The sequence below is a fragment of the Pseudomonas putida genome, from assembly GCF_002741075.1.
GTDB lineage: Bacteria > Pseudomonadota > Gammaproteobacteria > Pseudomonadales > Pseudomonadaceae > Aquipseudomonas > Aquipseudomonas putida_T.
Genome location: NZ_CP016634.1, coordinates 5,366,423 through 5,389,590, shown reverse-complemented (window position 1 = coordinate 5,389,590; position 23,168 = coordinate 5,366,423). Strand labels below are relative to the sequence as shown.

The following is a 23,168-nucleotide window of genomic DNA, read 5'->3' as shown; positions in this document are numbered from 1 at the left end:
TGTGGGGCCATTGCATTCGTGTTGTGGGCACCGGCCCTTTCGCGGGTGAACCCGCTCTCACAGGATCCCTGCCAGCCTGAAGGCCTGCGCAGTCCTGTGGGAGCGGGTTTACCCGCGAATGGATCTGGGCGTCAGGCGCGGTTCTTGAACTCTGCCAAGGCCGGCAGGAGCTGCTTCTCGATGGCCTGGCGCACAGCCGGGAGGATGGTGGCGCTGCCAGTGTACATCTGCTCGACCATGCCTTTGAGCGCGCGTGCGTTGGGCTCGGTCAACCCCCGCACCACGGCTTCGCAGGCCTGCTCGGCACTGGCGCCCGCCGGAATCTCGAAGCCTCTGGAGCGCAGTTGGCCCAGCAGGTCTTCCTGATCAATCAAATCCGCATGCATCATGGCTGTTGTCCCTTTTATCGCTAAGAGAGTGCTGCTGTGATCTGCAACCGATTCTCTGACCAAGCCGACAGGGCGGCAAGGACAGAATGTCGCAATGGCTTCTTTGGCTAAGAACAGGTCGTTCCCGGCTAAATCCACCACCCCCACAAGCCCCACACTGGACGCATTCACGGCAAACGAGGGTTTGGTCACCCTCACTCGTGCAAAGTGGATGTTGCTCGCTCTCTTGGCCCCGGATGCTCACGGCTTTCCGGGGTTATTTTTTGCCTGCGGGAAACCCTCGCGGGACAAGCCCGCTCCTACAGGGCCGGCGTAAATTCCTGTAGGAGCGGGCTTGTCCCGCGATCGGGCTGCAAAGCAGCCCCAGAAAGGGGTTGGTTCAGCCGGGCAGTCGCATCACTCGCCCTACGAACTGCGCAGCCGGCAGGTCCCGTTGCACTTCCACCAACCCCTGCAGCAAGGCTGTGCTGCGTTCACTGAACGGCGCCGACTTCGGCCCCGCCAGGTCCACATGCAGGAGCATCTGCTCGCTCGCCGCCAGGGCCTCGTCGAACCCTGCCCGGTGCAGGCTGTGATACACGTGCAGGCGCTTGCGATCGAAACCGATGATCTGCGTCTGCACCCACACCTCGGTGCCCAGCTTCACTTCGTGCAGGTAGTTGATGTGCGCCTCCAGGGTGAACAGCGAATTGCCGCTCTGTCCACGGCTGTCGGCATCCAGGCCGATGCGCTCCATCAGCGCATCGGTGGCATAGCTGAAGATCAGCAGGTAGAAGGCATCGCGCAGGTGTCCGTTGTAGTCGACCCAGTCCTCCTGGACCGGGGTGCGGTAGGTGATCAGTGCGGGCATCGCCGTCTCCTCAATCGCCAAAGGCCATGCCGTGGCGGGCCTTACTGTTCTTCACCGCATCGAGCACGGCGAGCAGGGTGTCATCCCGGTAGCGCTCCAACGCGGCGATGCTGCGATCACCCAACTGCTCCGAGGTGCCCTCGACCACATCGTCGATCAGCTTGTCGGTGAGTTCTGGCGCCGGCAAGTAGGTCCAGGGCAGCTTGAGCGCCGGGCCGAACTGCGCCATGAAGTGGCGCATGCCCGCGTCGCCTCCGGCCAGGGTATAGGTGAGGAAGGTGCCCATGAACGACCAGCGAAGGCCTGCGCCGAAGCGAATCGCATCGTCGATCTCGCCGGTGCTGGCCACCCCGTCGTTGACCAGGTGCAAGGCCTCGCGCCACAGGGCTTCGAGCAGGCGGTCAGCAATGAAGCCCGGGACCTCCTTGCGCACATGCAGTGGGCGCATGCCCAAGGCGGTGTAGATGGTCTTGGCGGCTTCGATGGCTTCGGGAGCAGTGTGCTGGCCGCCGACGATTTCCACCAGCGGCAGCAGGTACACCGGGTTGAACGGGTGGCCGACCACGCAGCGCTCGGGATGCGTGGCGGACTCGTAGAATTCGCTGGGCAGCAGGCCCGAAGTGCTGGAGCCGATGATCGCATTGGGCTTGGCCGCGGCGCTGATCTTGGCATGCAGGTCGAGCTTCAGGTCCAGGCGTTCCGGGGCGCTTTCCTGGATGAAATCGGCGTCGCGCACGCATTCTTCGATGGTGCTGACAAAACGCAGGCGGTCTTGGGCGGCGCCAGGTGCCAGGCCTTGTTTCTCAAGGGCTGGCCAGGCGTTGGCGATGCGTTTGCGCAGGGCCTGTTCGGCGCCGGGGGCCGGGTCCCAGGCGATCACGTCCAGGCCGTGGGCCAGGGCGCGGGCGACCCAGCCGCTGCCGATCACGCCACTGCCCAGGGCGGCGAAGGTCTTGATCTCGGTGATGAAGGTCATGGCAATTCTCCGGGTGGGCTCAGCGGCGCTTGAGGTTCATTTTTTCGCGGCCTTCGGCCGGGGTCAGGACACGGGCGCCAAGGCGGGTGATGATCTCCACCGCGCGCTCGACCAACTGGCCGTTGCTGGCCAGCACGCCACGGTCCAGGTAGAGGTTGTCCTCCAGGCCGACCCGCACGTTGCCGCCGAGCAGTACAGCCTGGGCTGCCATGGGCATCTGCATGCGGCCGATACCGAAACCGGCCCAGGTCACGCCGGTCGGCAGGTTGTCGACCATGGCCTTCATGGTGGTGGTGTCGGCCGGGGCGCCCCAGGGGATGCCCAGGCACAGCTGGAACAGCGGATCGTCCAGCAGGCCTTCTTTCATCATCTGCTTGGCGAACCACAGGTGGCCGGTGTCGAAGATCTCCAGTTCGGCCTTCACGCCCAGTTCAGTGATGCGCTTGGCGCCGGCGCGCAGTTGGCTCGGGGTCGAGACGTAGATGGCGTTGCCATCGCCGAAGTTGAGCGTGCCGCAGTCCAGGGTGCAGATCTCCGGCAGCAAGGCCTCGACGTGCGCCAGGCGCTCCAGCGGGCCGATCAGGTCGGTGCCTGGGCCGAACTCCATGGGCTTCTCGCCAGCGCCGATTTCCAGGTCGCCGCCCATGCCAGCGGTGAGGTTGACGATCACATCCACGTCGGATTCGCGAATGCGCTCCATCACTTCGCGGTACAACGCCACGTCGCGGCTGAAGCGGCCGGTCTGCGGGTCGCGGACGTGACAGTGAACCACGGTGGCGCCGGCCTTGGCGGCTTCGATGGCGGACTCGGCGATTTGCTTGGGTGTAACCGGGACAAGGTGGCTCTTGGCGACAGTGTCGCCAGCGCCGGTCAGTGCACAGGTGATGATGACGTCATGGTTCATGGCACGGATCCTTCAGGGTATGTCTGTGAGGTCGGTGGTGTGCTTTTCGCGGATGAACCCGCGCCCACAGGGGCTGCGTGAGTCCTGGGGGCGTGGGGCAACCTCGCGTTTCACAGGCGCAGCGTCGTGTTGGTGTGGGAGCGGGTCAGCCCGCGAACCGGTAGATCAGTTGGCGCTGAGGTTGAGGTTCTCGGCCGCCGGCTTGCCGTCGAAGGTGGTCACGCCTTCGAGCCAGCGTGCCTTGTCGTCGGGGTGATCCTTGAGCCACTGGCGGGCGGACTGCAGCGGGTCCTTGTGGTCGAGCAGCGGCTGCATCATGCGGCTCTCGTCCTCGGCGCTGAAGGTCAGGTTGGCCAGCAGGCGGTGGGCATTGGGGCAGCGCTCGGCGTAGTCGGGCGCGGTGACGGTCCAGACCGTGGCGCGGCCTTCGTCAGGGCCCAGGGCGTCCTGGCTGCCGCCCAGGTAGACCATGTCGAGGTTCACGTTCATTGGGTGTGGCGCCCAGCCGAAGAACACCACCGCTTGCTTGCGGCGCACGGCGCGATCGACCGCGGCGAGCATGCCGGCCTCGCTGGACTCGACCAACTGGAACTTGCCCAGGCCGAACTGGTTCTTGGCGATCATTGCCTTGATCTGGGTATTGGCCCCGGAGCCGGGCTCGATACCGTAGATCTTGCCGCCCAGTTCCTTCTCGAACTTGTGGATGTCGGCGAAGCTCTTCAGGCCTTTGTCGGCCAGGTACTTCGGCACTGCCAGGGTGGCCCGGGCGTCTTCCAGGCTGGGCTTGTCCAGGACCTTGACCTGCCCGGCCTGGACGAACGGGGTGATGGTCTGGGTCATGATCGGGTTCCAGTAACCCAGGAACATGTCCAGGCGCTTGTCGCGGATACCGGCGAAGATGATCTGCTGGGATGCGCTGGTCTGCTTAGTCTGGTAACCCAACCCGTCGAGCAGGACCTGGGCCATGGCGCTGGTGGCGATGACATCGGTCCAGTTGACCACGCCCAGGCGCACGTCTTGGCAGGCGGCGGGCTCGGCGGCGAGGAGGGGAGTGGCGAGGGTGCTGCTCAACGCGAGGGACAACAAGCTGCGGCGGATGAAGCTGTGCATGGTGGCTCTCCAACGGCAGTGCATATTGTTATTGGGGCCGGCCTCTGCGGGCCGTGTGAACACGCTACGCTGGTGGCGGGGTGGAAATTCGCACTCTGACGACCAAGAGTTGCACGGAAGCGACCACTTTTCCCGTGGAGCATGCAATGCCCGAGATCATTCACTTTTTGCTGTTGCCAGGCTTTTCGGCGATGGGCTTCATCAGTGCCCTGGAGCCGCTGCGCGTGGCCAACCGTTTCCGCGGCCCGCTGTACCGCTGGCGCGTGCTGAGTCTAGATGGTGGTGCGGTGCAGGCCAGCAACGGCATGTCGGTGAATGCCGATGGCGTGCTGGGGGAGGGGGAGGCGGCGCGCATGCTGTTGATCGTGGCTGGCTTCGAACCACTGGCCTGCTATGGCGCACAATTGCACCAGGTGCTGCGGCGCCTGGACCATGAGGGCGTGTTGCTCGGCGGCATCGATACCGGGGCGATGGTGCTGGCCGAGGCCGGGTTGCTCGATGGTCATCGGGCGACCGTGCATTGGGAGGCGTTGGAAGCCTTCAAGGAGCGCTACCCCAGGTTGCAGGCGACCCAGGAACTGTTCGAGATCGATCGACGACGCATCACCTGTGCCGGTGGTACCGCGTCCATCGACCTGATGCTCGACCTGATCGGCCAGACCCATGGCAGCGAGCTGGCGGTGCAGGTGTCGGAGCAGTTCGTGCTCGGACGTATCCGTCCGCGACAAGACCACCAGCGCATGCAGATCGCATCGCGCTACGGTATCAACAACAAGAAACTGGTGCGGGTGATCGGTGAAATGGAGCGCAATACCGAGCAACCGCTCAACACCGAGGTGCTGGCCGATGCCGTGCAGATCACCCGGCGGCAGCTGGAGCGATTGTTCCGCCTGCACCTGGACGACACCCCCAGTGGCTTCTATTTGCGACTGCGCCTGGACAAGGCCAGGCAGCTTTTGCGCCAGACCGACATGAGCGTGCTGGAGGTGAGCATCGCCTGCGGGTTCGAGTCGGCATCGTATTTCACCCGTTGCTATCGGGCGCGGTTCGAGCGCTGTCCGCGGGAGGACAGACGGGGCCAGGCTGTAAGCTGAGTGATCGCCTCATGGCGGGACAACCCGGCTCCCACAGCGATTGCCGTAACCCTGTGGGAGCGGGCTTATCCCGCGATGGGCGCGCCGCAGAGGTCTACTGCTGCCCGATGGCCTGCAAATACTCGGAGCGATCATCGCTGCGCTGGGCCACGCAGGTGTTCCAGGCTGCCTCGAAGGCCTTGCTGCCTGGCTTCTCGGCAAAGGTCTCGACTTTGCAGTCGGCGTCGCGCAATTGGGTCCAGAGGGTTTCGGCCGCCTGCAGGCGGGCGGTCAACTGCTGGACCTTGTCGTTTTCGTCCGGGTACTGGTCGTTAATGCGCTGGATGAGATCGTCAAAGGCCGATTTGAGTTCGCGCTCGGCGGTCTGCTTGTTGTAGGCCGCACAGGCGTAGTTCTGCGCGTCGGTTTCGACATTGTCGCAGGGCGTGCTGTCTTCCTCGCTCGCCTGAGCGCCCAGCGCGACGGCCACCAGGGCCAGCCATGCCATTGATTTCATCCGTTTTCTCCTCAACAGGCTGACGAATCGCAGGGATTCTCGCTCAGCGCGAAGCGCTTCGGTAGATCCCTGAAGAAAAGTTCATCAAGCGGCTTATCGAGACTCGCTCTCATCGGCCAAACCCGTGGCAGAGGGCCCCTTTCGGCGTGTTGACGCTTTCGGCAAACCCCCTGTCGTTTTTGCATCGGGGCGCCTCGGGCCGCAGGCATATGCTGGCCCCAAAGCGCCGGCACAAGGTTTGGCGCAAGCGAACTCAATAAAAGGGGACAGCCTGATGAGCCCAGCCGAACTGCACGCCGACAGCATCGTCATCGACGGCCTGATCATTGCCAAGTGGAACCGCGAACTGTTCGAGGACATGCGCAAAGGTGGCCTCACTGCGGCCAACTGCACGGTATCGGTCTGGGAAGGCTTCAAGGCGACCGTGGACAACATCGCCTCCAGCCAGAAGCTGATCCGCGAGAACAGCGACCTGGTCATGCCGGTGCGCACCACCGCCGATATCCGCAAGGCCAAGGAGTTGGGCAAGACTGGCATCCTCTTCGGCTTCCAGAACGCCCATGCGTTCGAAGACCAGATCGCCTACGTCGATGTGTTCAAACAGCTGGGCGTGGGCATCGTGCAGATGTGCTACAACACCCAGAACCTGGTGGGTACTGGCTGCTACGAACGTGACGGTGGCCTGTCGGGCTTCGGTCGCGAGATCGTCGCCGAGATGAACCGCGTCGGCATCATGTGCGACCTGTCCCACGTCGGCTCCAAGACCAGCGAGGAAGTCATCCTCGAGTCGAAGAAACCCGTCTGCTACTCCCACTGCCTGCCTTCCGGCCTCAAAGAACACCCACGCAACAAGTCGGACGAAGAGCTGAAGTTCATCGCCGACCACGGCGGCTTCGTCGGCGTGACCATGTTCGCGCCGTTCCTGGCCAAAGGCATCGACTCGACCATCGACGACTACGCCGAGGCCATCGAGTACACCATGAACATCGTCGGTGAAGACGCGATCGGTATCGGCACCGACTTCACCCAGGGCCACGGCCAGGACTTCTTCGAGTACCTGACCCACGACAAGGGTTACGCCCGTCGCCTGACCAATTTCGGGAAGATCATCAACCCGCTGGGGATTCGCACTGTCGGCGAATTCCCGAACCTCACCGAGACCTTGCTCAAGCGCGGCCACTCCGAGCGTGTGGTGCGCAAGATCATGGGCGAAAACTGGGTCAACGTACTGAAAGACGTCTGGGGCGAGTAAGCCGCTCTCCAAGCCTGAAAGCCCCTGCCAGCAACGCCGGGGCAACCCAATAAAAATTTTGATGGAGTTGAGTTTCCATGGCCAAGATCGCCCCGCAATTGCCAATCGAAGTCGATACCGAGACCGGTGTCTGGACCTCCGACGCCCTGCCGATGCTGTATGTACCGCGTCATTTCTTCGTCAACAACCACATCGGTATCGAGGAAGTGCTGGGCGCTGACGCCTACGCCGAGATCCTCTACAAGGCGGGTTACAAGTCCGCTTGGCACTGGTGCGAAAAAGAGGCCGAGTGCCATGGCCTGGAAGGCGTCGCGGTGTTCGAGCACTACATGAAGCGCCTGTCCCAGCGCGGCTGGGGCCTGTTCGAGATCCAGGGCATCGACCTGGACAAAGGCACCTGCAGCGTCAAGCTCAAGCACTCGGCCTTCGTCTATGTCTACGGCAAGTGCGGCCGCAAGGTCGACTACATGTTCACCGGCTGGTTCGCCGGCGCCATGGACCAGATTCTCGCCGCGCGCGGCAGCTCCATTCGGACCGTGGCCGAGCAGGTCTACGGTGGTTCGGAAGAAGGCCACGACGACGGCCTGTTCATCGTCAAGCCGTTGTAAGTCGGAGAGAGCGTCATGGCATTCGAAGCAATGTTCCAGCCGATCCAGATCGGCAAACTGACCATCCGCAACCGCGTGCTCAGCACCGCGCACGCCGAGGTCTACGCCACCGACGGCGGCATGACCACCGAGCGTTACGTCAAGTACTACGAAGAGAAGGCCAAGGGCGGCATCGGCCTGGCCATTTGCGGCGGCTCGTCCGTGGTGGCGATCGACAGCCCGCAGGAATGGTGGTCGTCGGTGAACCTGTCGACCGACCGGATCATCCCGCACTTCCAGAACCTGGCCGACGCCATGCACAAGCATGGCGCCAAGATCATGATCCAGATTACCCACATGGGTCGTCGTTCGCGTTGGGACGGTTTCAACTGGCCGACCCTGATGTCGCCATCGGGTATTCGTGAACCCGTGCACCGCGCCACCTGCAAGACCATCGAGGTCGAGGAGATCTGGCGTGTGATCGGCAACTACGCCCAGGCCGCGCGCCGGGCGAAGGAAGGTGGCCTGGATGGCGTCGAGCTGTCGGCGGTGCACCAGCACATGATCGACCAGTTCTGGAGCCCGCGGGTCAACAAGCGTACCGACGAATGGGGCGGTACTTTCGAAGGCCGCATGAAGTTTGGCCTGGAAGTGCTCAAGGCCGTGCGTGCCGAAGTAGGCCCAGACTTCTGCGTGGGCATGCGTATCTGTGGTGACGAGTTCCACCCCGATGGCCTGAGCCACGAGGACATGAAGGAGATCGCCAAGTACTACGACGCCACCGGCATGATCGACTTCATCGGCGTGGTCGGCTCGGGTTGCGACACCCACAACACCCTGGCCAACGTCATCCCGAACATGAGCTACCCGCCGGAGCCGTTCCTGCACCTGGCGGCCGGCATCAAGGAAGTGGTCAAGGTCCCGGTGCTGCACGCGCAGAACATCAAGGACCCGAACCAGGCGACCCGTATCCTGGAAGGCGGTTACGTGGACATGGTCGGCATGACCCGTGCCCACATGGCCGACCCACACCTGATCGCCAAGATCAAGATGGGCCAGATCGACCAGATCAAGCAGTGTGTCGGCGCCAACTATTGCATCGACCGCCAGTACCAAGGCCTGGACGTGCTGTGCATCCAGAACGCCGCGACCTCCCGTGAATACATGGGCGTACCGCACATCATCGAAAAGACCACCGGGCCTAAGCGCAAGGTGGTGGTGGTCGGCGCTGGCCCTGCCGGTATGGAGGCCGCACGCGTGGCCGCCGAGCGTGGCCACGATGTGACCCTGTTCGAGAAGAAGGACCAGATCGGCGGCCAGATCACCATCGCCGCCAAGGCACCGCAGCGCGACCAGATCGCCGGCATCACCCGCTGGTACCAGCTGGAGCTGGCGCGCCTGAAGGTCGACCTGCGCCTGGGCACCGCCGCTGATGCCGAAACCATCATGGACCTGCGTCCGGACGTGGTCGTGCTGGCCGTGGGCGGGCACTCGTTCCTGGAGCAGAACGAACACTGGGGCGCCGCCGAAGGACTGGTGGTCAGCAGCTGGGACGTGCTCGACGGCAAGGTTGCGCCGGGCAAGAACGTGCTGGTGTACGACACCATCTGCGAGTTTACCGGCATGTCGGTGGCCGACTTCATTGCCGACAAGGGCAGCCAGGTCGAGATCGTCACCGACGACATCAAGCCGGGCGTAGCGATGGGCGGTACCACCTTCCCGACCTACTACCGCAGCATGTACCCCAAAGAAGTGATCATGACCGGCGACATGATGCTGGAAAAGGTCTACCGCGAAGGCGACAAGCTGGTAGCGGTGCTGGAGAACGAGTACACCGGCGCCAAGGAAGAACGCGTGGTCGACCAGGTGGTGGTGGAGAACGGCGTGCGTCCTGACGAGCAGCTGTACTACGCACTGAAGGACGGTTCGCGGAACAAGGGCCAGATCGATATCGAGGCGTTGTTCGCTATCAAGCCGCAGCCGATCCTCAGCCAGCCGGGCGAGGGCTACCTGCTGTATCGCATCGGCGATTGCGTGGCCCAGCGTAACGTCCACGCGGCGATCTACGACGCCTTGCGCCTGTGCAAGGACTTCTGATCGTTAACAGTCGTCGCCACTGAGCGCGGACCCTGTGGGAGCGGGTTTACCCGCGAAAGCGTCAGCACAAGCAACAGGGTTGTCTGATCTGACGCATTCGCGGGTAAACCCGCTCCCACAAGGGGCCGATCCAGCCTCCAGGGCGGCGCAAGAATCCAGCTGTTGTGGGAGCCTCCCATGTTGAACACCCTTCTACCCATCCTGCTGTTCGCTGCCCTTGGCCTGGCGGTGCTCGGCGCCCTGCGCCGGGTGCGCATGTGGCGGCGTGGTCGACCTTCCAAGGTCAACCTGATCGGTGGCCTGCTGGCCATGCCACGGCGTTACCTGGTGGACCTGCACCATGTGGTCGAGCGCGACAAGTACATGTCCAAGACCCACGTGGCCACCGCAGGCGGCTTCGTGCTGTCGGCCGTGCTGGCGATCCTGGTCCATGGCTTTGGCCTGCAGAGCAAGATCCTCGGCTATGCCTTGCTGGCCGCCACGGTGCTGATGTTCTGTGGCGCCCTGTTCGTCTTCAAGCGTCGCCTGAACCCACCTTCGCGCCTGTCCAAGGGGCCGTGGATGCGCCTGCCCAAGAGCTTGCTGGTGTTCGCCGCGAGCTTCTTCATCGCCACGCTGCCAGTGGCTGGCATCCTGCCGGAAGGTACCGGTGGCTGGTTGCTGGTCGCCGTGCTGGGCGTGGGCGTGCTGTGGGGCGTGTCGGAGCTGTTCTTCGGCATGACCTGGGGCGGCCCGATGAAGCACGCCTTCGCCGGTGCCCTGCACCTGGCCTGGCACCGCCGCGCCGAACGCTTCGGCGGTGGTCGCTCCACTGGCCTCAAGCCGCTGGACCTGGAAGACCCGAACGCGCCGTTAGGCGTGGAAAAACCAGTGGACTTCACCTGGAACCAACTGCTCGGCTTCGATGCCTGCGTGCAGTGCGGCAAGTGCGAAGCCATGTGCCCGGCATTCGCTGCCGGCCAGCCGTTGAACCCGAAAAAGCTCATCCAGGACATGGTCATCGGCCTGGCCGGTGGCACCGATGCGCAGTTCGCCGGCAGCCCTTATCCGGGCAAGCCGATCGGCGAGCATGGCGGTCATCCGCACCAGCCGATCGTCAATGGCCTGGTCGACGCCGAGACCCTGTGGTCGTGCACCACTTGCCGCGCCTGCGTCGAGGAATGCCCGATGATGATCGAGCACGTCGATGCCATCGTCGATATGCGTCGCCACCTGACCCTGGAAAAGGGCGCGACCCCGAACAAGGGCGCCGAGGTGCTGGACAACCTGATCGCCACCGACAACCCTGGCGGCTTCAACCCAGGCGGGCGGATGAACTGGGCCGCCGACCTCAATCTCAAGCTGTTGTCCGAGGTCAAGAGCACCGAGGTGCTGTTCTGGGTCGGTGATGGTGCCTTCGACATGCGCAACCAGCGCACCCTGCGGGCGTTCGTCAAAGTGCTCAAGGCCTCTGGCGTGGACTTCGCCGTACTCGGCCTGGAAGAGCGCGACAGTGGCGACGTGGCACGCCGTCTGGGCGACGAGGCGACCTTCCAGCAACTGGCCAAGCGCAACATCCAGACGCTGAACAAGTACCGCTTCCAGCGCATCGTCACCTGCGACCCGCACAGTTTCCATGTGCTGAAGAACGAATACGGCGCCCTGGGTGGCGAATACCAGGTGCAGCACCACAGCACCTACATCGCCGAACTCATCGCCGCCAACAAGCTCAACCTGGGCCAGCACAAAGGTGGCAGCGTCACCTATCACGATCCGTGCTACCTGGGCCGCTACAACGGTGAATACGAGGCGCCGCGCGATGTGCTCAAGGCCCTCGGCATCGAGGTCCGCGAGATGGAACGTTCGGGCTTCCGCTCGCGTTGCTGTGGCGGTGGCGGTGGCGCGCCGATCACCGACATCCCGGGCAAGCAGCGTATCCCTGACATGCGCATGGACGACATCCGCACGACCGAGGCCGAGCTGGTGGCCGTGGGTTGCCCACAGTGCACCGCGATGCTCGAAGGCGTGGTCGAACCCCGTCCGCAGATCAAGGACATCGCCGAGCTTGTCGCCGACGTGCTGATCGAGGACGACGCCCCTGCCGGCGCCAAATCCCAAGCGGCCAAACGTGAACCTGCGGAGGTGCACTGATGAGCGACATCATCCGCCGCGATCCCCGTGCCGAGTGGATCGCCCGTAACCGTCTGCATCCGCTGCACGCGACGATGCAGACGCAACAGACCCGCTGGATGGGGCCTAACGGCCTCATCCGCAAGAACCCCCACGCGATCGCCGCTGGCTTCATCGGCCCCAATGGCCTCAAGCGTATCGACCGCAGTGGCGCCCAGCAGGGCACCGCCGGCGCCGGTCGCCGCACGGCAGCGGCCGAGGTGCAACTGCCGCTGCACCAGGTTGCGGAGCCGGCGTTCTACATCGCCGTGGTTCCGGACATGGTCGGTGGCCGCCTGGGCAGCCACGACCGCGACCTGCTGGGCCTGGCCCACAGCCTGGCCGGCAGCGACGGCGCGGTGCTGGCGATCGTGTTCGGCGAACACAAGGAAAGCAACTTTTCCACAGCCGGTGTCGACCGCTTGCTGGTCATCGAGGGCGAAGCGTTCGAAGGTTATGCACCGGAGCAGTTGGTGCAGGGCCTGCGCGCTGTGGATAACCAGTTCGCGCCGCGCCACTGGCTGCTGCCCGACAGCCGCACCGGTGGTGGCGAGCTGGGCCGGCGCCTGGCCGCTGCGCTGGGCGAGCGCCCCGCGACGCGGGTATGGCAAGTCAAGGACGGCCAATGCATCGGCCGTGCCGGAGCTGGTCAGCAGGACCTGCAGCGTGGGTTGCCGCGCCTGATCCTGGCGGCAGCCGAATGCTCCGATCCGGTCAGCGAAACCCGTCACGAAGCGCTGCCGGTGGAGTTGTCCACAAGCGTGGCGCGCAGTCTGTCGCGCATCGAGGACCTGGGCCCGGTGGCCGTGGACCCGGCGGCGATCGCCATGGCCGAATCGGAATTCATCGTCTCCGGCGGCAATGGCGTCAAGGACTGGGATCTTTTCCACAAGGCGACGGCCGCCCTCGGCGCTACCGAAGGCGCCTCGCGGGTAGCGGTGGACGACGGCTTCATGCCGCGCAACCGCCAGGTCGGCGCCACCGGTACCTGGGTCACGGCGCGTGTCTACGTGGCGGTGGGTATCTCCGGGGCGATCCAGCACCTGCAGGGTATCGGTGCCTGCGACAAGGTGGTGGCGGTGAACATGGACCCAGGCTGCGACATGATCAAACGGGCGGACCTGTCGGTGATTGGCGACAGTTCGGCGATTCTCCAGGCGTTGATCGAGGCTGTGGACAACTACCGCAGCGCCGGCCAGCGCGATGCGGCATAAGGGCACGAGCATGAGTACGAAAGTCATCAGCCTGGTCTCCATCGGCGCCCACCCCAGCTCCGGCCGCACCCGTCGCGCCGAGCAGGACTCCCGCGCCGTCGAACTGGGCTTGCAGCTGGCTGGGGATAACTTGCAGGTGGTGCATGCTGGCGATCCACGCGAGGAAGCACTGCGCGCTTACCTGGGCATGGGCCTGGATCATCTCGATGTGCTGGAGCAGCCGGCGGGTGCCGATGTGCTGGGCGTGCTGGGTGATTACCTGCGCGACGCCGGGGCACAGTTGGTGCTGACCGGCAGCCAGGCGGAAACCGGCGAAGGTTCGGGCATGTTGCCGTTCTTGCTGGCTGAGCGCCTGGGCTGGCCGTTGGTGGTGGGCCTGGCCGAAGTGGAGTCGATCGACAACGGCACTGCGCAGGTTCTGCAAGCTTTGCCACGGGGCCAGCGACGCCGTCTGAAGGTGCGCCTGCCGCTCTTGGCGACTGTGGATAACGCTGCGCCCAAGCCGCGCCAGAGCGCTTTCGGCCCGGCTCGCCGGGGCGTGCTCGCCGCGCGCAATGTGGCGGTGGTCGAGGATGAGCTGCTGGCCGATGCCGAACTGCAGCCGGCCCGTCCACGGCCCAAGCGGCTGAAGGTGATCAAGGCCAAGAGCGGCGCGGACCGCATGAAAGCCGCCACGGCCAAGGCCAGCGGCGGAGGCGGCAAGGTGCTCAAGGACGTTTCTCCACAGGAAGGCGCCGAGGCGATCCTGAAGTTGCTGGTGGAGGAAGGGGTACTGCGCTAAGCATTGCGACGCTGGGGCCGCTGTGCGGCCCCGATCTTTTACACACCGAATCTGTTCGCCACCCTGTTGATAAAATGTTTACGCCTCGCTGCAGGCCTCGCCAATCCTGGCCTCTGTAGCTTTGATCAACAATTGAACAGGCTCTACGCTTCGCCTATCCCCTAAATGCCAAACGTTTCCCACAATCGCTGTTGGCGGCTCTGTGGATAATCTGTTTGGCCAATGACGCAGCCCGCGTATTCATTGGTCTCCAGCCGTTTGTTCGATAATTGATCAATTCCTCTGAAACCGCTGCGTGCCAGGGCATTCAGGGGTCTATCCACAGGCGTGTGCGTCAGTGATCCAACCTTGCCCACAAAGTCTGTTGGCGGCTCTGTGGACAAGATGTTCGGTAATCGCCAGAAGCCACGAATTCTAAGGGATACAGAGTTTTGATCAAATAATGAGCAACGGATTGAGTGAGGGTTCAGGGCGACTTTCCACAATTACTGTGAGCCAGGCTGTGGATAAAGTGTTGGTCGGTGGCTGCAGGCCATGGCAGGCCTTGGCTGGGTGAAGGTTGATCAAGAATTGATCATCGTTCTTCATGACAGGGCTGCGAGCAAAAAAAAGAGCAGCCCTCGGGCTGCTCTTTTCGTATAGCGTCGATGCCTTACTGCGCTTTGACTTCCTTCAGGTACGGCGCCGGCTCCGCCCCCAGGTTGTTGAGCACGCGCTGGGAGTACCAGTCGATGAAGTTGACCACGCCGAACTCGTAGGTCTTGGAGTACGGGCCAGGCTGGTAGGCGGTGGAGTTGATGCCGCGCTGGTTTTCTTCAGCCAGACGACGGTCCTGGTCGTTGGTAGCGTCCCAGACCTTGCGCATGTTTTCCGGGTCGTAGTCGACGCCTTCGACGGCATCTTTGTGCACCAGCCACTTGGTGGTGACCATCGACTCCTGAGCGCTGATCGGCCACACGGTGAACACGATCATGTGGTCGCCCATGCAGTGGTTCCATGCGTGCGGCAGGTGCAGGATACGCATCGAGCCCAGGTCTGGGTTCTTGATGCGGCCCATCAGCTTCTTGCACGCCTGCTTGCCGTCCATGGTCATGGACACGGTGCCCTTGAGCAGCGGCATGCGCACGATACGGTTACGCAGGCCATGGCTCTTGTGCAGGTACGGGATCTTCTCGGCTTCCCAGGCAGCAGCGGAGGCGGCGACGTGGTCCTTGAACGCCTGGTCGGCGCGTGGGTCGTTGGTGTCGTCCCACTCCAGCAGGGTCTTGAGCAGCTCAGGGTGCGAGCCGTTGCAGTGGTAGCACTCGCGGTTGTTCTCCAGCACCAGCTTCCAGTTGGCTTTTTCCATCAAGGTGGTTTGCACCGCCACCTTGGTGTTCTCCATGTCGTACGGTTCCATGTAGTGGTCGAGCGTTGCCAGGAACTCGTCGATCGCTGGCGGGTTCTCGGCCAGGCTGATGAAGATGTAGCCACCGGCGGTCTTCACGTGCACAGGCTTGAGGCCGTACTGCTTCATGTCGAAGTCGGCGCCCATCTCGGTGCCGGCGAACAGCAGGCGACCGTCGATTTCATAGGTCCACTGGTGGTACGGGCAGACCAGCTTGGCCACCTTGCCCTTTTCGCTGGTGCACAGGCGCGAGCCACGGTGACGGCAGACGTTGTGGAACGCATGCACTTGGCCTTCGGCGCCACGGATAACGATGATTGGGTTCTTGCCGATCTGCAGGGTCAGGAAGTTGCCCTTGGTCGGAATCTCGCACGTCATGCCGGCGATCAACCACTCCTTGTGGAAGATCTCCTGCATGTCGATCTGGAACAGACGCTCGTCGGTGTAGAAAGGCTGGGGCAGCGAGTAGGTGCGCTCGCGGGTCTGCAGCATCTCGGCGGTGGCCTTGCGTGCAGCTTCCAGTGGATCGCCCAGGCTCAGGGTTGCGGTGACGTCCATCGTTTGGTCCTCAGGGCCGTATGCGGCCGGCGAAAGTGGCTAATCGTTGTTGTGGTTTGCCGCAAGGCTGCTTGCTAAAAACAGCTGTTTCATTTGCCGTGGAGTGTGCGTTCGCCGCCGACAGGAACCATATCCACGGGCGACATGGCCGAATCCGATTCCGACGCGCCAGCCCTTGTAGCATGGGGCTGGTCGCGATAAGCACGCCGATGTCGCTGATGGGAATGTACTTCGTCGCTGGCTTGCGCATTATCGCAGCCATGAAGGCCGGTAGTCGGCCGCTGGAGAAGAACATGTCCGATACCTTCCTCAATCCGGTCACGACCCAGACCTGGGCCAACGGCCGCCATGTGGTGCGCTGCGTCAAGGTCATCCAGGAGACCTGGGACGTGCGCACCTTCTGTTTCATGGCCGACCAGCCGATCATGTTCTTCTTCAAGCCCGGGCAGTTCGTCACCCTGGAGCTTGAGATCGACGGCAAGCAGGTGATGCGCTCGTATACCATCTCCAGCTCGCCCTCGGTGCCCTACAGCTTCTCGATCACGGTCAAGCGCGTACCCGGCGGGCAGGTGTCCAACTGGCTGCACGACAACATGCACGAAGGCTTCGAGCTGGCGGTGCACGGGCCGGTGGGGCTGTTCAACGCCATCGACTTCCCGGCATCGAAGGTGCTGTACCTCTCGGGCGGTGTCGGTATCACCCCGGTGATGTCCATGGCCCGTTGGTTCTATGACACCAACGGCAACGTCGACATGGTCTTCGTCCACAGCGCCCGTTCGCCGAAGGACATCATCTATCACCGCGAACTGGACCAGATGGCCTCGCGGATCCCCAACTTCAGCTTGCACATCATTTGCGAGAAGCACGGCCTGGGCGAGCCCTGGTCGGGCTACCGCGGCTACCTCAACCAGCGCCTGATGGAGCTGATCGCGCCTGACTACATGGAGCGGGTAGTGTTCTGCTGCGGCCCGACGCCGTACATGAATGCCGTCAAGCGCATGCTCGAGGCGGTGGGCTTCGACATGCGCAACTACCATGAAGAGTCGTTCGGAGCGACCCCGGCAGAGGCCAAGGCCGACGCCGTGGAGCATGCCGAGCAGGCTGCCGAGGCGGCCGAGGAACTCGACGCAGCCGACCTCAACCTAGTGGAGTTCGTCGGCAGCGAGAAGAGCATCCGCATCGCCCCAGGGGAGACGGTGCATGCGGCAGCGGCCAAGGTCGGGCTGATGATCCCCAAAGCCTGTGGCATGGGTATTTGCGGTACCTGCAAGGTGCTCAAGCTCGGCGGCGAAGTGGTCATGGACCACAACGGCGGTATCACCGAGGAAGACGAAGCCGAAGGCTACATCCTGTCATGCTGCAGCGTGCCGCAAGGGGACGTGCGGATCGAGTACTGATCCTGGATACGGGGCTGCGAAGCAGCCCCGTTGCTGTCAGGTGCGAAAACGCGCCACCAGGCCGTTGAGGTCGACCGCCAGGCGCGAAAGGTCGGCACTGGCCACGCTGGTCTGATGCGCCCCGGTCGCGCTCTGTACCGACAGGTCATTGATGTTCACCAGGTTGCGGTCCACCTCGCGGGCCACCTGGGCCTGCTCTTCGGCGGCGCTGGCGATCACCAGGTTGCGCTCGTTGATCTGTGACACCGCGCTGGCGATGCTGTCCAGGGCCAGGCCGGCGCCCCGGGCGATGTTCAGGGTCGACTCGGCGCGCTCGGTGCTGGTGCGCATCGAGGTCACCGCTTCTTCCGTCCCGCCCTGGATACTGGCAATCATTCGTTCGATTTCGCTGGTCGATTGCTGGGTACGGTGGGCCAGCGCCCGTACCTCGTCGGCCACCACGGCAAAGCCACGGCCGGCCTCGCCGGCGCGGGCCGCTTCGATCGCGGCATTGAGTGCCAGCAGGTTGGTCTGATCGGCCAGGCCGCGGATCACATCCAGGACCTTGCCGATATCCCGGGATTGGGACGCCAGGCGGGTGACCAGTGTGGCGGTGGCCTGCACATCGCTGCTCATGCGCTCGATGGCGCCCACCGTCTCCAGCACCAGGTCGCGACCATCGCCCGCTGAACGGCTCGCCTCGCTGGAGGCTTCGGACGTGCTCACGGCATTGCGCGCCACTTCTTCCACCGCGCTGGTCATTTCAGTGACCGCAGTGGCGGCCTGTTCGATCTCGTTGTTCTGCTGCTGCAGGCCGCGGGCGCTTTCGTCGGTGACGCAATTGAGTTCCTCGGCGGCCGACGCCAACTGGGTGGCCGAGCCTGCGATCAATTGCAGGGTGTCACGCAGCTTGTCCTGCATCCGCGCCATGGCGCGCAACAGGCGAGCGGCTTCATCGCTGCCCTCGGCGCGGATCACCTGGGTCAGGTCGCCGTCGGCGACCTGTTCGGCGGCCTTGAGCGCTTCGTCGATCGGCTTGACGATGCTGCGGGTCAACAGGAACGCGCATAGCAGAGTCAGGATGGTGGCTGTCACCAGCAGGCCGATGACCAGGGCGAATGCAGTGTCATATTGGCTGGCGGCTGTCGCATTGGTGGCGCGGGTCTGCTCGGTGTTGATGCGCACCAGGTTCGCCATGGCCTGGTTGATCTGCTCGGCATTCTCGAACAGCTCGCGGTTGATCAGGCTCTGGAGTTCCTCCACGCGATTGGCCTGGCTGAGGCTGCGCATGCGCGCTTCCAGCTGGCGGTATTGGCCGAGCAGTTGGTTGTACCGGTCGAAGGCGGCTTGCTCCTGAGGGCCTTCCACAAGCTGGCGATAGGCGTCGCGGATCTTGTCGATCTGCGCGTTGCGCTCGTCCATCTGGCGCTGGGTGTCCTGCTGGAACTGAGGGTCGCGGTTGAGCACCAGGCGGTAGGCGAGGGTGCGCATGCGCAGATTGAGCAGGGCCAGTTCATCGAGGGTCTTGATGCTCGGTACGCTCACCGCTTCGATGGCGACGCCGGCTTGGCGAATGTTGCCCATCTGGATCAGCGAGAAAATGCCAAGACCGAGCATCAGCGCACCGATCAGGGCAAAGCCCAGCAAGGCACGCGGGGCGATGTTCATATTGCGTAGGGACATGGGACGTTATCCGGCAGGAAGGAAATGCGCGCTCCATGCGACAAAATGTGACCTGCTTTGGATATCGGTCGCAAAGGGAGGGTCTTGAATGAATCTGTGAGCCTGCTATCGAGTTTCCGGACAGGTGGTTGACCCAGGTCGGAACAAGACCGGCCCAGGCCTGTCAATCTGCCCAGGCTAAAGCCTTCGATTCCCGATATTTAATGGCGAGGACGCGCGCTTTTCTTTATCGTGTGCGCCCTTTGCAACAACCCGAGATAGACCCCCATGTTGGAAGCTTCCCTGAATCAACTCGAGCAACTGGTCAACGACCTGATGCAGAAAAACGCTCAACTCACCGAGCAGAACACCGCCCTCGGCCAGGAACTGGCCCAGGCAAAGGAAGAGAATGAAACCCTGCAGCTGTCGCTGATGGAGCAGGAAGAGAAGCACGGCGCCACCGCTGCCCGTATCCAGGCGCTGGTAGAGCGCGCCAGCGCAGGTGTCGTCAACGCATGAGACTGCAAGCGCAGCCGATCAATGTCGTGTCTATCCTGGGCAACGACTATTCGATCAAGGCGCCCCAAGGCCAGGAAGAGACCCTGGCGCAAGCCGTGCGGATGCTCAACACCGCCCTGGCCGAGACCAAGCGTCAGTACCCCACCCTGATCGGTGACAAACTGCTGGTGCTGGCAGCCCTGAATCTGTGTTCCAAGCAGGTCGAACTGCAAAAGGAACACCAGCAGACGCTCGAGCGGACCCAGGCGCAGATCGACGCCACCGTGGACGCTATCGTTCGGACCATCGCCGAACAGTAATCCGATTGCCTGACCTCGGGTTTGCCACGAATGCATCGGTGGGTGTCCCACCGCATTCGCGGGTGAACCCGCTCCCACAGGTCGGGTGTCATCCCCAAGCATCGACGTTAGCAGAGCCCTTGTCGCAGCGGGTTTATCCGCGAATGCGCCATTGGTTGCGGGCGTGCGTGGGCGGCTGGCCTCGCGTCCGACGGTTGGTCTGCATTGTTTCAGATAACTGGAATAACCGGATACGTAAGTGTATACAATCACCCAAAATAATAACGACTGGGGGAGTGGGGCATGCGGATCTGGCGGCGGAGTATCCAGTGGCAATTGATTGCGAGTATGGGCGCGGCCCTGCTGGCGAGCATTCTGGTGGTCGTGGGGGTGTACACCGAGGCGGTCAACCGCCTGACCGAGCGCTATCTGGTCGACACGGCGCTGCCGGCCAGCATCGAGGCGATTCGCAACGACATCGAACGCATGCTCGGCAGGCCGCTGGTGGCAGCGGCTGACATTGCCGGCAACACGCTGCTGCGTGACTGGCTCGCGGCCGGTGAGGACCCTGCCCAAGCCCCGCGCTTTCTCGAATACCTGGAGGCGGTCAAGCAGCGCAACCAGGCCTTCACCACGTTGTTCGCCTCCACGGCGACCGGCCATTACTACAACGAGAAAGGCCTGGATCGCACCCTCAGCCGCGATAATCCGAAGGACAAATGGTTCTACGGCTACATCGACAGCGGCGCCGAGCGCCTGATCAACATCGACATCGACGGCTCCACCGGGGAGCTTGCGTTGTTCATCGATTACCGGGTCGAAAAGGACGGGCAACTGGTGGGCGTGGCCGGCATGGGCCTGCGCATGACCGCGTTGTCGAAACTGATCCACGACTTCAGTTTCGGTGAGCGTGGGCGGGTGTTCCTGGTGCGCAACGACGGCCTGATCCAGGTCCATCCAGACCACGAATTCAGTGGCAAGCGCCAGTTGGTCGAGCAGGTCGGCGAGCAGGCGACCCAGGTTGTTCTGGGCAAGGGCGAGGGCTTGCGCAAGGTGCGTTTCAGCCGCGACGGCGAGGACTACCTGGCCTTGGGGTTGCCGCTTCGCGACTTGAACTGGACCCTGGTAGCCGAGGTGCCGGAGGAAGAAATCTACGCACAGATGCACGAAGCCGTGTGGCTGACCAGCCTGATCGGCGGCGCGGTGGCGCTGATGTCGTTGCTGCTGGTGGTACTGCTGGCGCGCGGGCTGGTGCGTCCGATCCGCCAGGTGACCACGGCGCTGACGCAGATCGGCAGTGGCGCTGGCGACCTCAGCCAGCGGCTGGACGATTCACGCGAGGATGAACTGGGCGACCTGGCCCGTGGTTTCAACCGATTCCTCGACAGCCAGCGGGTGTTGATCGGCGAGGTGCTGCGCACCACCGAGCGCCTGCATCGTTCGGTGGAGCAGGTGACACGCGTGGTGGACAACACTGCCGACCGCTCCGGACGCCAGCAGGAGATGACCGAGATGGTCGCCACCGCTGTGCACGAGATGGGGCTGACCGTACAGGACATCGCGCAGAACGCCGGCAATGCCGCCCATGCGTCGCAATCGGCGCGTGACGAAGCCTTGCGGGCGCGCGAGGTGGTACGTCGATCGATCCACAGCATCGAAGGCATGTCCGGGGAGATCGGTCGGGCCGCCGAGGCGGTGAGCCAGTTGGCCGACGAAGTTGCCTCGATCGATGAAGTCTTGGCGGTGATCCGCAGTATTTCCGAACAAACCAACCTGTTGGCCCTCAATGCGGCCATCGAGGCGGCGCGAGCAGGTGAGATGGGGCGCGGTTTCGCTGTGGTTGCCGATGAAGTGCGAACCTTGGCGCGGCGTACCCAGGTGTCCACCGACGAGGTGCAACAGATGATCCAACGCCTCAAGCAAGGCGCTGGCACTGCCGTGGCGTCGATGCACGCGGGACAGCAGGCGACGGGGGGCGGGGTGGAGTCCAGCCAGCGTACCGGTACCTCCCTTGGGGCGATCACCGATCAGGTGGAGCACATCAGCGACATGAACCACCAAGTGGCCACGGCGACCGAAGAGCAATCGGCGGTGACCGAGGAGATCAACCGGACTGTGCAGGGGATTTCCGACCTGGCTCGGGAGACGGCGGCCGAAGTGCAGGCCTGTCGGGACGAGTGCCAGGCGCTGCGTGGCCTTGCCGATGACCTGGCGCGGCAAATGGGCGGGTTCAAGCTCTAGGTCGGCGTTGGACGCTGCGTGGGTAAATCGGAGCGCCGAACCGACGCTCCGATTTACCCACGCATGTCAGGCGCCGACGATGGCGCGAATGTCCGCCGCCAGTTCGCGCACCCGTGCTTCTTGCGTATCCCACGAGCACATGAACCGCGCGCCACCGCTTCCGATAAAGGTATAGAAGCGCCAGCCCTTGGCCCGCAGCGCCTCCAACGCGGCTTCCGGCATTTGCAGGAACACGCCGTTGGCCTGCACCGGGAACATCAGCTCCACACCCGGCAGGTCGCTCACCAACGAGGCCAGCAGTTGCGCGCAGTGATTGGCATGGCGGCCATAGCGCAGCCAGGCGCCGTCTTCGAGCAGCCCGACCCAGGGCGCGGAGAGAAAACGCATCTTCGACGCCAGCTGGCCCGCCTGCTTGCAGCGGTAGTCGAAGTCATCGGCCAGGGCGCGATTGAAGAACAGGATCGCTTCGCCCACGGCCATGCCGTTCTTGGTGCCGCCGAAGCACAGCACATCCACCCCGGCCTTCCAGGTCAGCTCCGCTGGCGTGCAGCCCAAGGAGGCACAGGCGTTGGAGAAGCGTGCGCCATCCATGTGCAGGTTCAGCCCCAGCTCCTTGCAGGTGGCGCTGATCGCCTTGAGCTCGTCGGGGTTGTACACCGTGCCCACTTCGGTGGCCTGGGTGATGGTCACCACGCGTGGCTTGGGGTAGTGGATGTCCTGGCGCTTGAGGGCCACCTCGCGGATCGACTCGGGGGTCAGCTTGCCGTTGACGCTGCGGGCGGTGAGCAGCTTGGAGCCGTTGGAAAAGAACTCCGGCGCACCGCACTCGTCGGTTTCGACGTGGGCGGTCTCGGAGCAGATGACGCTGTGATAGCTCTGGCACAGAGAGGCCAGGGCCAGGGAGTTGGCGGCAGTGCCGTTGAAGGCGAAGAACACCTCGCAGTCGGTCTCGAACAGCTCGCGGAAGTACTCGGCGGCCCGTTCGGTCCATTGATCGTCGCCATAGGCGCGCTCGTGGCCCTGGTTGGCCTTCTCCATCGCGGCCCAGGCTTCGGGGCAGATGCCGGAATAGTTGTCGCTGGCGAATTGTTGGCTGTTATCAGTCATGACACCTGTCCTTTTTACGACGCAGACCGGCACTCTAAACCATCGATTCAGCGGTTGCCTATACAAGGCCTGTGCGAGCCACTGCATGTGTTGATCCTGCGGGCTTCTTCGCGGGCAAGCCCGCTCCCACAGGGATTGCACA

At 63.5% G+C, this 23,168-nt stretch carries 20 protein-coding genes and 1 pseudogene; 12 read left to right on the top strand and 9 right to left on the bottom strand.

Features of this window, described 5'->3' with window-relative positions; all coding sequences use genetic code 11:
- Positions 1-131: 131 nt before the first annotated feature.
- From IEC33019_RS25195 to choX, 5 genes are all read right to left on the bottom strand, one after another.
- Complete coding sequence (locus IEC33019_RS25195; RefSeq protein WP_043211060.1) at positions 132-389, bottom strand: hypothetical protein; 258 nt, start codon at positions 387-389, stop codon at positions 132-134.
- A gap of 379 nt (positions 390-768) precedes the next feature.
- Positions 769-1,239, bottom strand: a complete 471-nt coding sequence (locus IEC33019_RS25190) for a thioesterase family protein (protein WP_070090754.1) — start codon at positions 1,237-1,239, stop codon at positions 769-771.
- Positions 1,240-1,249: 10 nt separating this feature from the next.
- The gene (locus tag IEC33019_RS25185) at positions 1,250-2,215 is read right to left on the bottom strand and encodes an L-carnitine dehydrogenase (protein ID WP_070090753.1); all 966 of its coding nucleotides are present in this window, start codon (positions 2,213-2,215) and stop codon (positions 1,250-1,252) included.
- 19 nt (positions 2,216-2,234) lie between these two features.
- Entirely contained in the window at positions 2,235-3,119 is an 885-nt protein-coding gene (locus tag IEC33019_RS25180; protein WP_070090752.1) for a 3-keto-5-aminohexanoate cleavage protein, read from the bottom strand.
- A 165-nt stretch (positions 3,120-3,284) separates the two neighbouring features.
- Positions 3,285-4,229, bottom strand: coding sequence for a choline ABC transporter substrate-binding protein (choX, locus tag IEC33019_RS25175; protein ID WP_070090751.1), 945 nt, complete (start codon positions 4,227-4,229; stop codon positions 3,285-3,287).
- A gap of 146 nt (positions 4,230-4,375) precedes the next feature.
- Between choX and IEC33019_RS25170 the strand changes: the two genes are divergently transcribed.
- Positions 4,376-5,323, top strand: coding sequence for a GlxA family transcriptional regulator (locus IEC33019_RS25170; protein WP_070090750.1), 948 nt, complete (start codon positions 4,376-4,378; stop codon positions 5,321-5,323).
- Between the two features lie 94 nt (positions 5,324-5,417).
- Here IEC33019_RS25170 and IEC33019_RS25165 read toward each other — a convergent pair whose 3' ends face one another.
- Positions 5,418-5,819, bottom strand: coding sequence for a lysozyme inhibitor LprI family protein (locus IEC33019_RS25165; RefSeq protein ID WP_070090749.1), 402 nt, complete (start codon positions 5,817-5,819; stop codon positions 5,418-5,420).
- A gap of 274 nt (positions 5,820-6,093) precedes the next feature.
- On the opposite strand from IEC33019_RS25165, the gene IEC33019_RS25160 reads away from it, so the two are divergent.
- From IEC33019_RS25160 to etfB, 6 genes are all read left to right on the top strand, one after another.
- Complete coding sequence (locus tag IEC33019_RS25160) at positions 6,094-7,071, top strand: dipeptidase (protein ID WP_070090748.1); 978 nt, start codon at positions 6,094-6,096, stop codon at positions 7,069-7,071.
- A gap of 77 nt (positions 7,072-7,148) precedes the next feature.
- Complete coding sequence (locus IEC33019_RS25155) at positions 7,149-7,679, top strand: DUF5943 domain-containing protein (protein WP_070090747.1); 531 nt, start codon at positions 7,149-7,151, stop codon at positions 7,677-7,679.
- Between the two features lie 15 nt (positions 7,680-7,694).
- Positions 7,695-9,755, top strand: coding sequence for a dimethylglycine demethylation protein DgcA (gene dgcA, locus IEC33019_RS25150; protein ID WP_070090746.1), 2,061 nt, complete (start codon positions 7,695-7,697; stop codon positions 9,753-9,755).
- 177 nt (positions 9,756-9,932) lie between these two features.
- A complete protein-coding gene (dgcB, locus tag IEC33019_RS25145) occupies positions 9,933-11,885 on the top strand; it encodes a dimethylglycine demethylation protein DgcB (protein ID WP_070090743.1) in 1,953 nt (650 codons plus the stop codon).
- The gene (etfA, locus tag IEC33019_RS25140; RefSeq protein WP_070090742.1) at positions 11,885-13,117 is read left to right on the top strand and encodes an electron transfer flavoprotein subunit alpha; all 1,233 of its coding nucleotides are present in this window, start codon (positions 11,885-11,887) and stop codon (positions 13,115-13,117) included. Before dgcB ends, etfA begins: the two co-directional genes overlap by 1 nt.
- Positions 13,118-13,127: 10 nt before the next feature.
- On the top strand, positions 13,128-13,898 hold the full coding sequence (gene etfB, locus IEC33019_RS25135) for an electron transfer flavoprotein subunit beta (RefSeq protein WP_043211085.1): 771 nt from the start codon (positions 13,128-13,130) through the stop codon (positions 13,896-13,898).
- A gap of 652 nt (positions 13,899-14,550) precedes the next feature.
- Here etfB and gbcA read toward each other — a convergent pair.
- Complete coding sequence (gbcA, locus tag IEC33019_RS25130; protein WP_070090741.1) at positions 14,551-15,843, bottom strand: glycine-betaine demethylase subunit GbcA; 1,293 nt, start codon at positions 15,841-15,843, stop codon at positions 14,551-14,553.
- 293 nt (positions 15,844-16,136) lie between these two features.
- On the opposite strand from gbcA, the gene IEC33019_RS25120 reads away from it, so the two are divergent.
- Entirely contained in the window at positions 16,137-17,240 is a 1,104-nt protein-coding gene (locus IEC33019_RS25120) for a hybrid-cluster NAD(P)-dependent oxidoreductase (protein WP_070090745.1), read from the top strand.
- Positions 17,241-17,276: 36 nt separating this feature from the next.
- Here IEC33019_RS25120 and IEC33019_RS25115 read toward each other — a convergent pair whose 3' ends face one another.
- Positions 17,277-18,836, bottom strand: a complete 1,560-nt coding sequence (locus tag IEC33019_RS25115; RefSeq protein WP_372340699.1) for a methyl-accepting chemotaxis protein — start codon at positions 18,834-18,836, stop codon at positions 17,277-17,279.
- 333 nt (positions 18,837-19,169) lie between these two features.
- Between IEC33019_RS25115 and IEC33019_RS25110 the strand changes: the two genes are divergently transcribed.
- The 4 genes and pseudogenes from IEC33019_RS25110 to IEC33019_RS28330 all read left to right on the top strand — a co-directional run bounded on the left by IEC33019_RS25110 (position 19,170) and on the right by IEC33019_RS28330 (position 21,919).
- Positions 19,170-19,400: a hypothetical protein gene (locus IEC33019_RS25110; protein WP_070090739.1), complete on the top strand. Its 231-nt coding sequence runs from the start codon at positions 19,170-19,172 to the stop codon at positions 19,398-19,400.
- Positions 19,397-19,699 (top strand): cell division protein ZapA, encoded by a 303-nt coding sequence (locus IEC33019_RS25105; protein ID WP_043211094.1) that lies wholly within the window; start codon positions 19,397-19,399, stop codon positions 19,697-19,699. The genes IEC33019_RS25110 and IEC33019_RS25105 overlap by 4 nt, the downstream gene beginning before the upstream one ends.
- A gap of 282 nt (positions 19,700-19,981) precedes the next feature.
- Positions 19,982-21,055: pseudogene (locus IEC33019_RS28335) on the top strand (HAMP domain-containing protein); the annotation flags it as partial.
- A gap of 126 nt (positions 21,056-21,181) precedes the next feature.
- Entirely contained in the window at positions 21,182-21,919 is a 738-nt protein-coding gene (locus tag IEC33019_RS28330) for a methyl-accepting chemotaxis protein (protein ID WP_372340698.1), read from the top strand.
- Between the two features lie 66 nt (positions 21,920-21,985).
- Here IEC33019_RS28330 and IEC33019_RS25095 read toward each other — a convergent pair whose 3' ends face one another.
- Positions 21,986-23,026: a threonine aldolase family protein gene (locus IEC33019_RS25095; protein ID WP_070090737.1), complete on the bottom strand. Its 1,041-nt coding sequence runs from the start codon at positions 23,024-23,026 to the stop codon at positions 21,986-21,988.
- Positions 23,027-23,168: the final 142 nt, after the last annotated feature.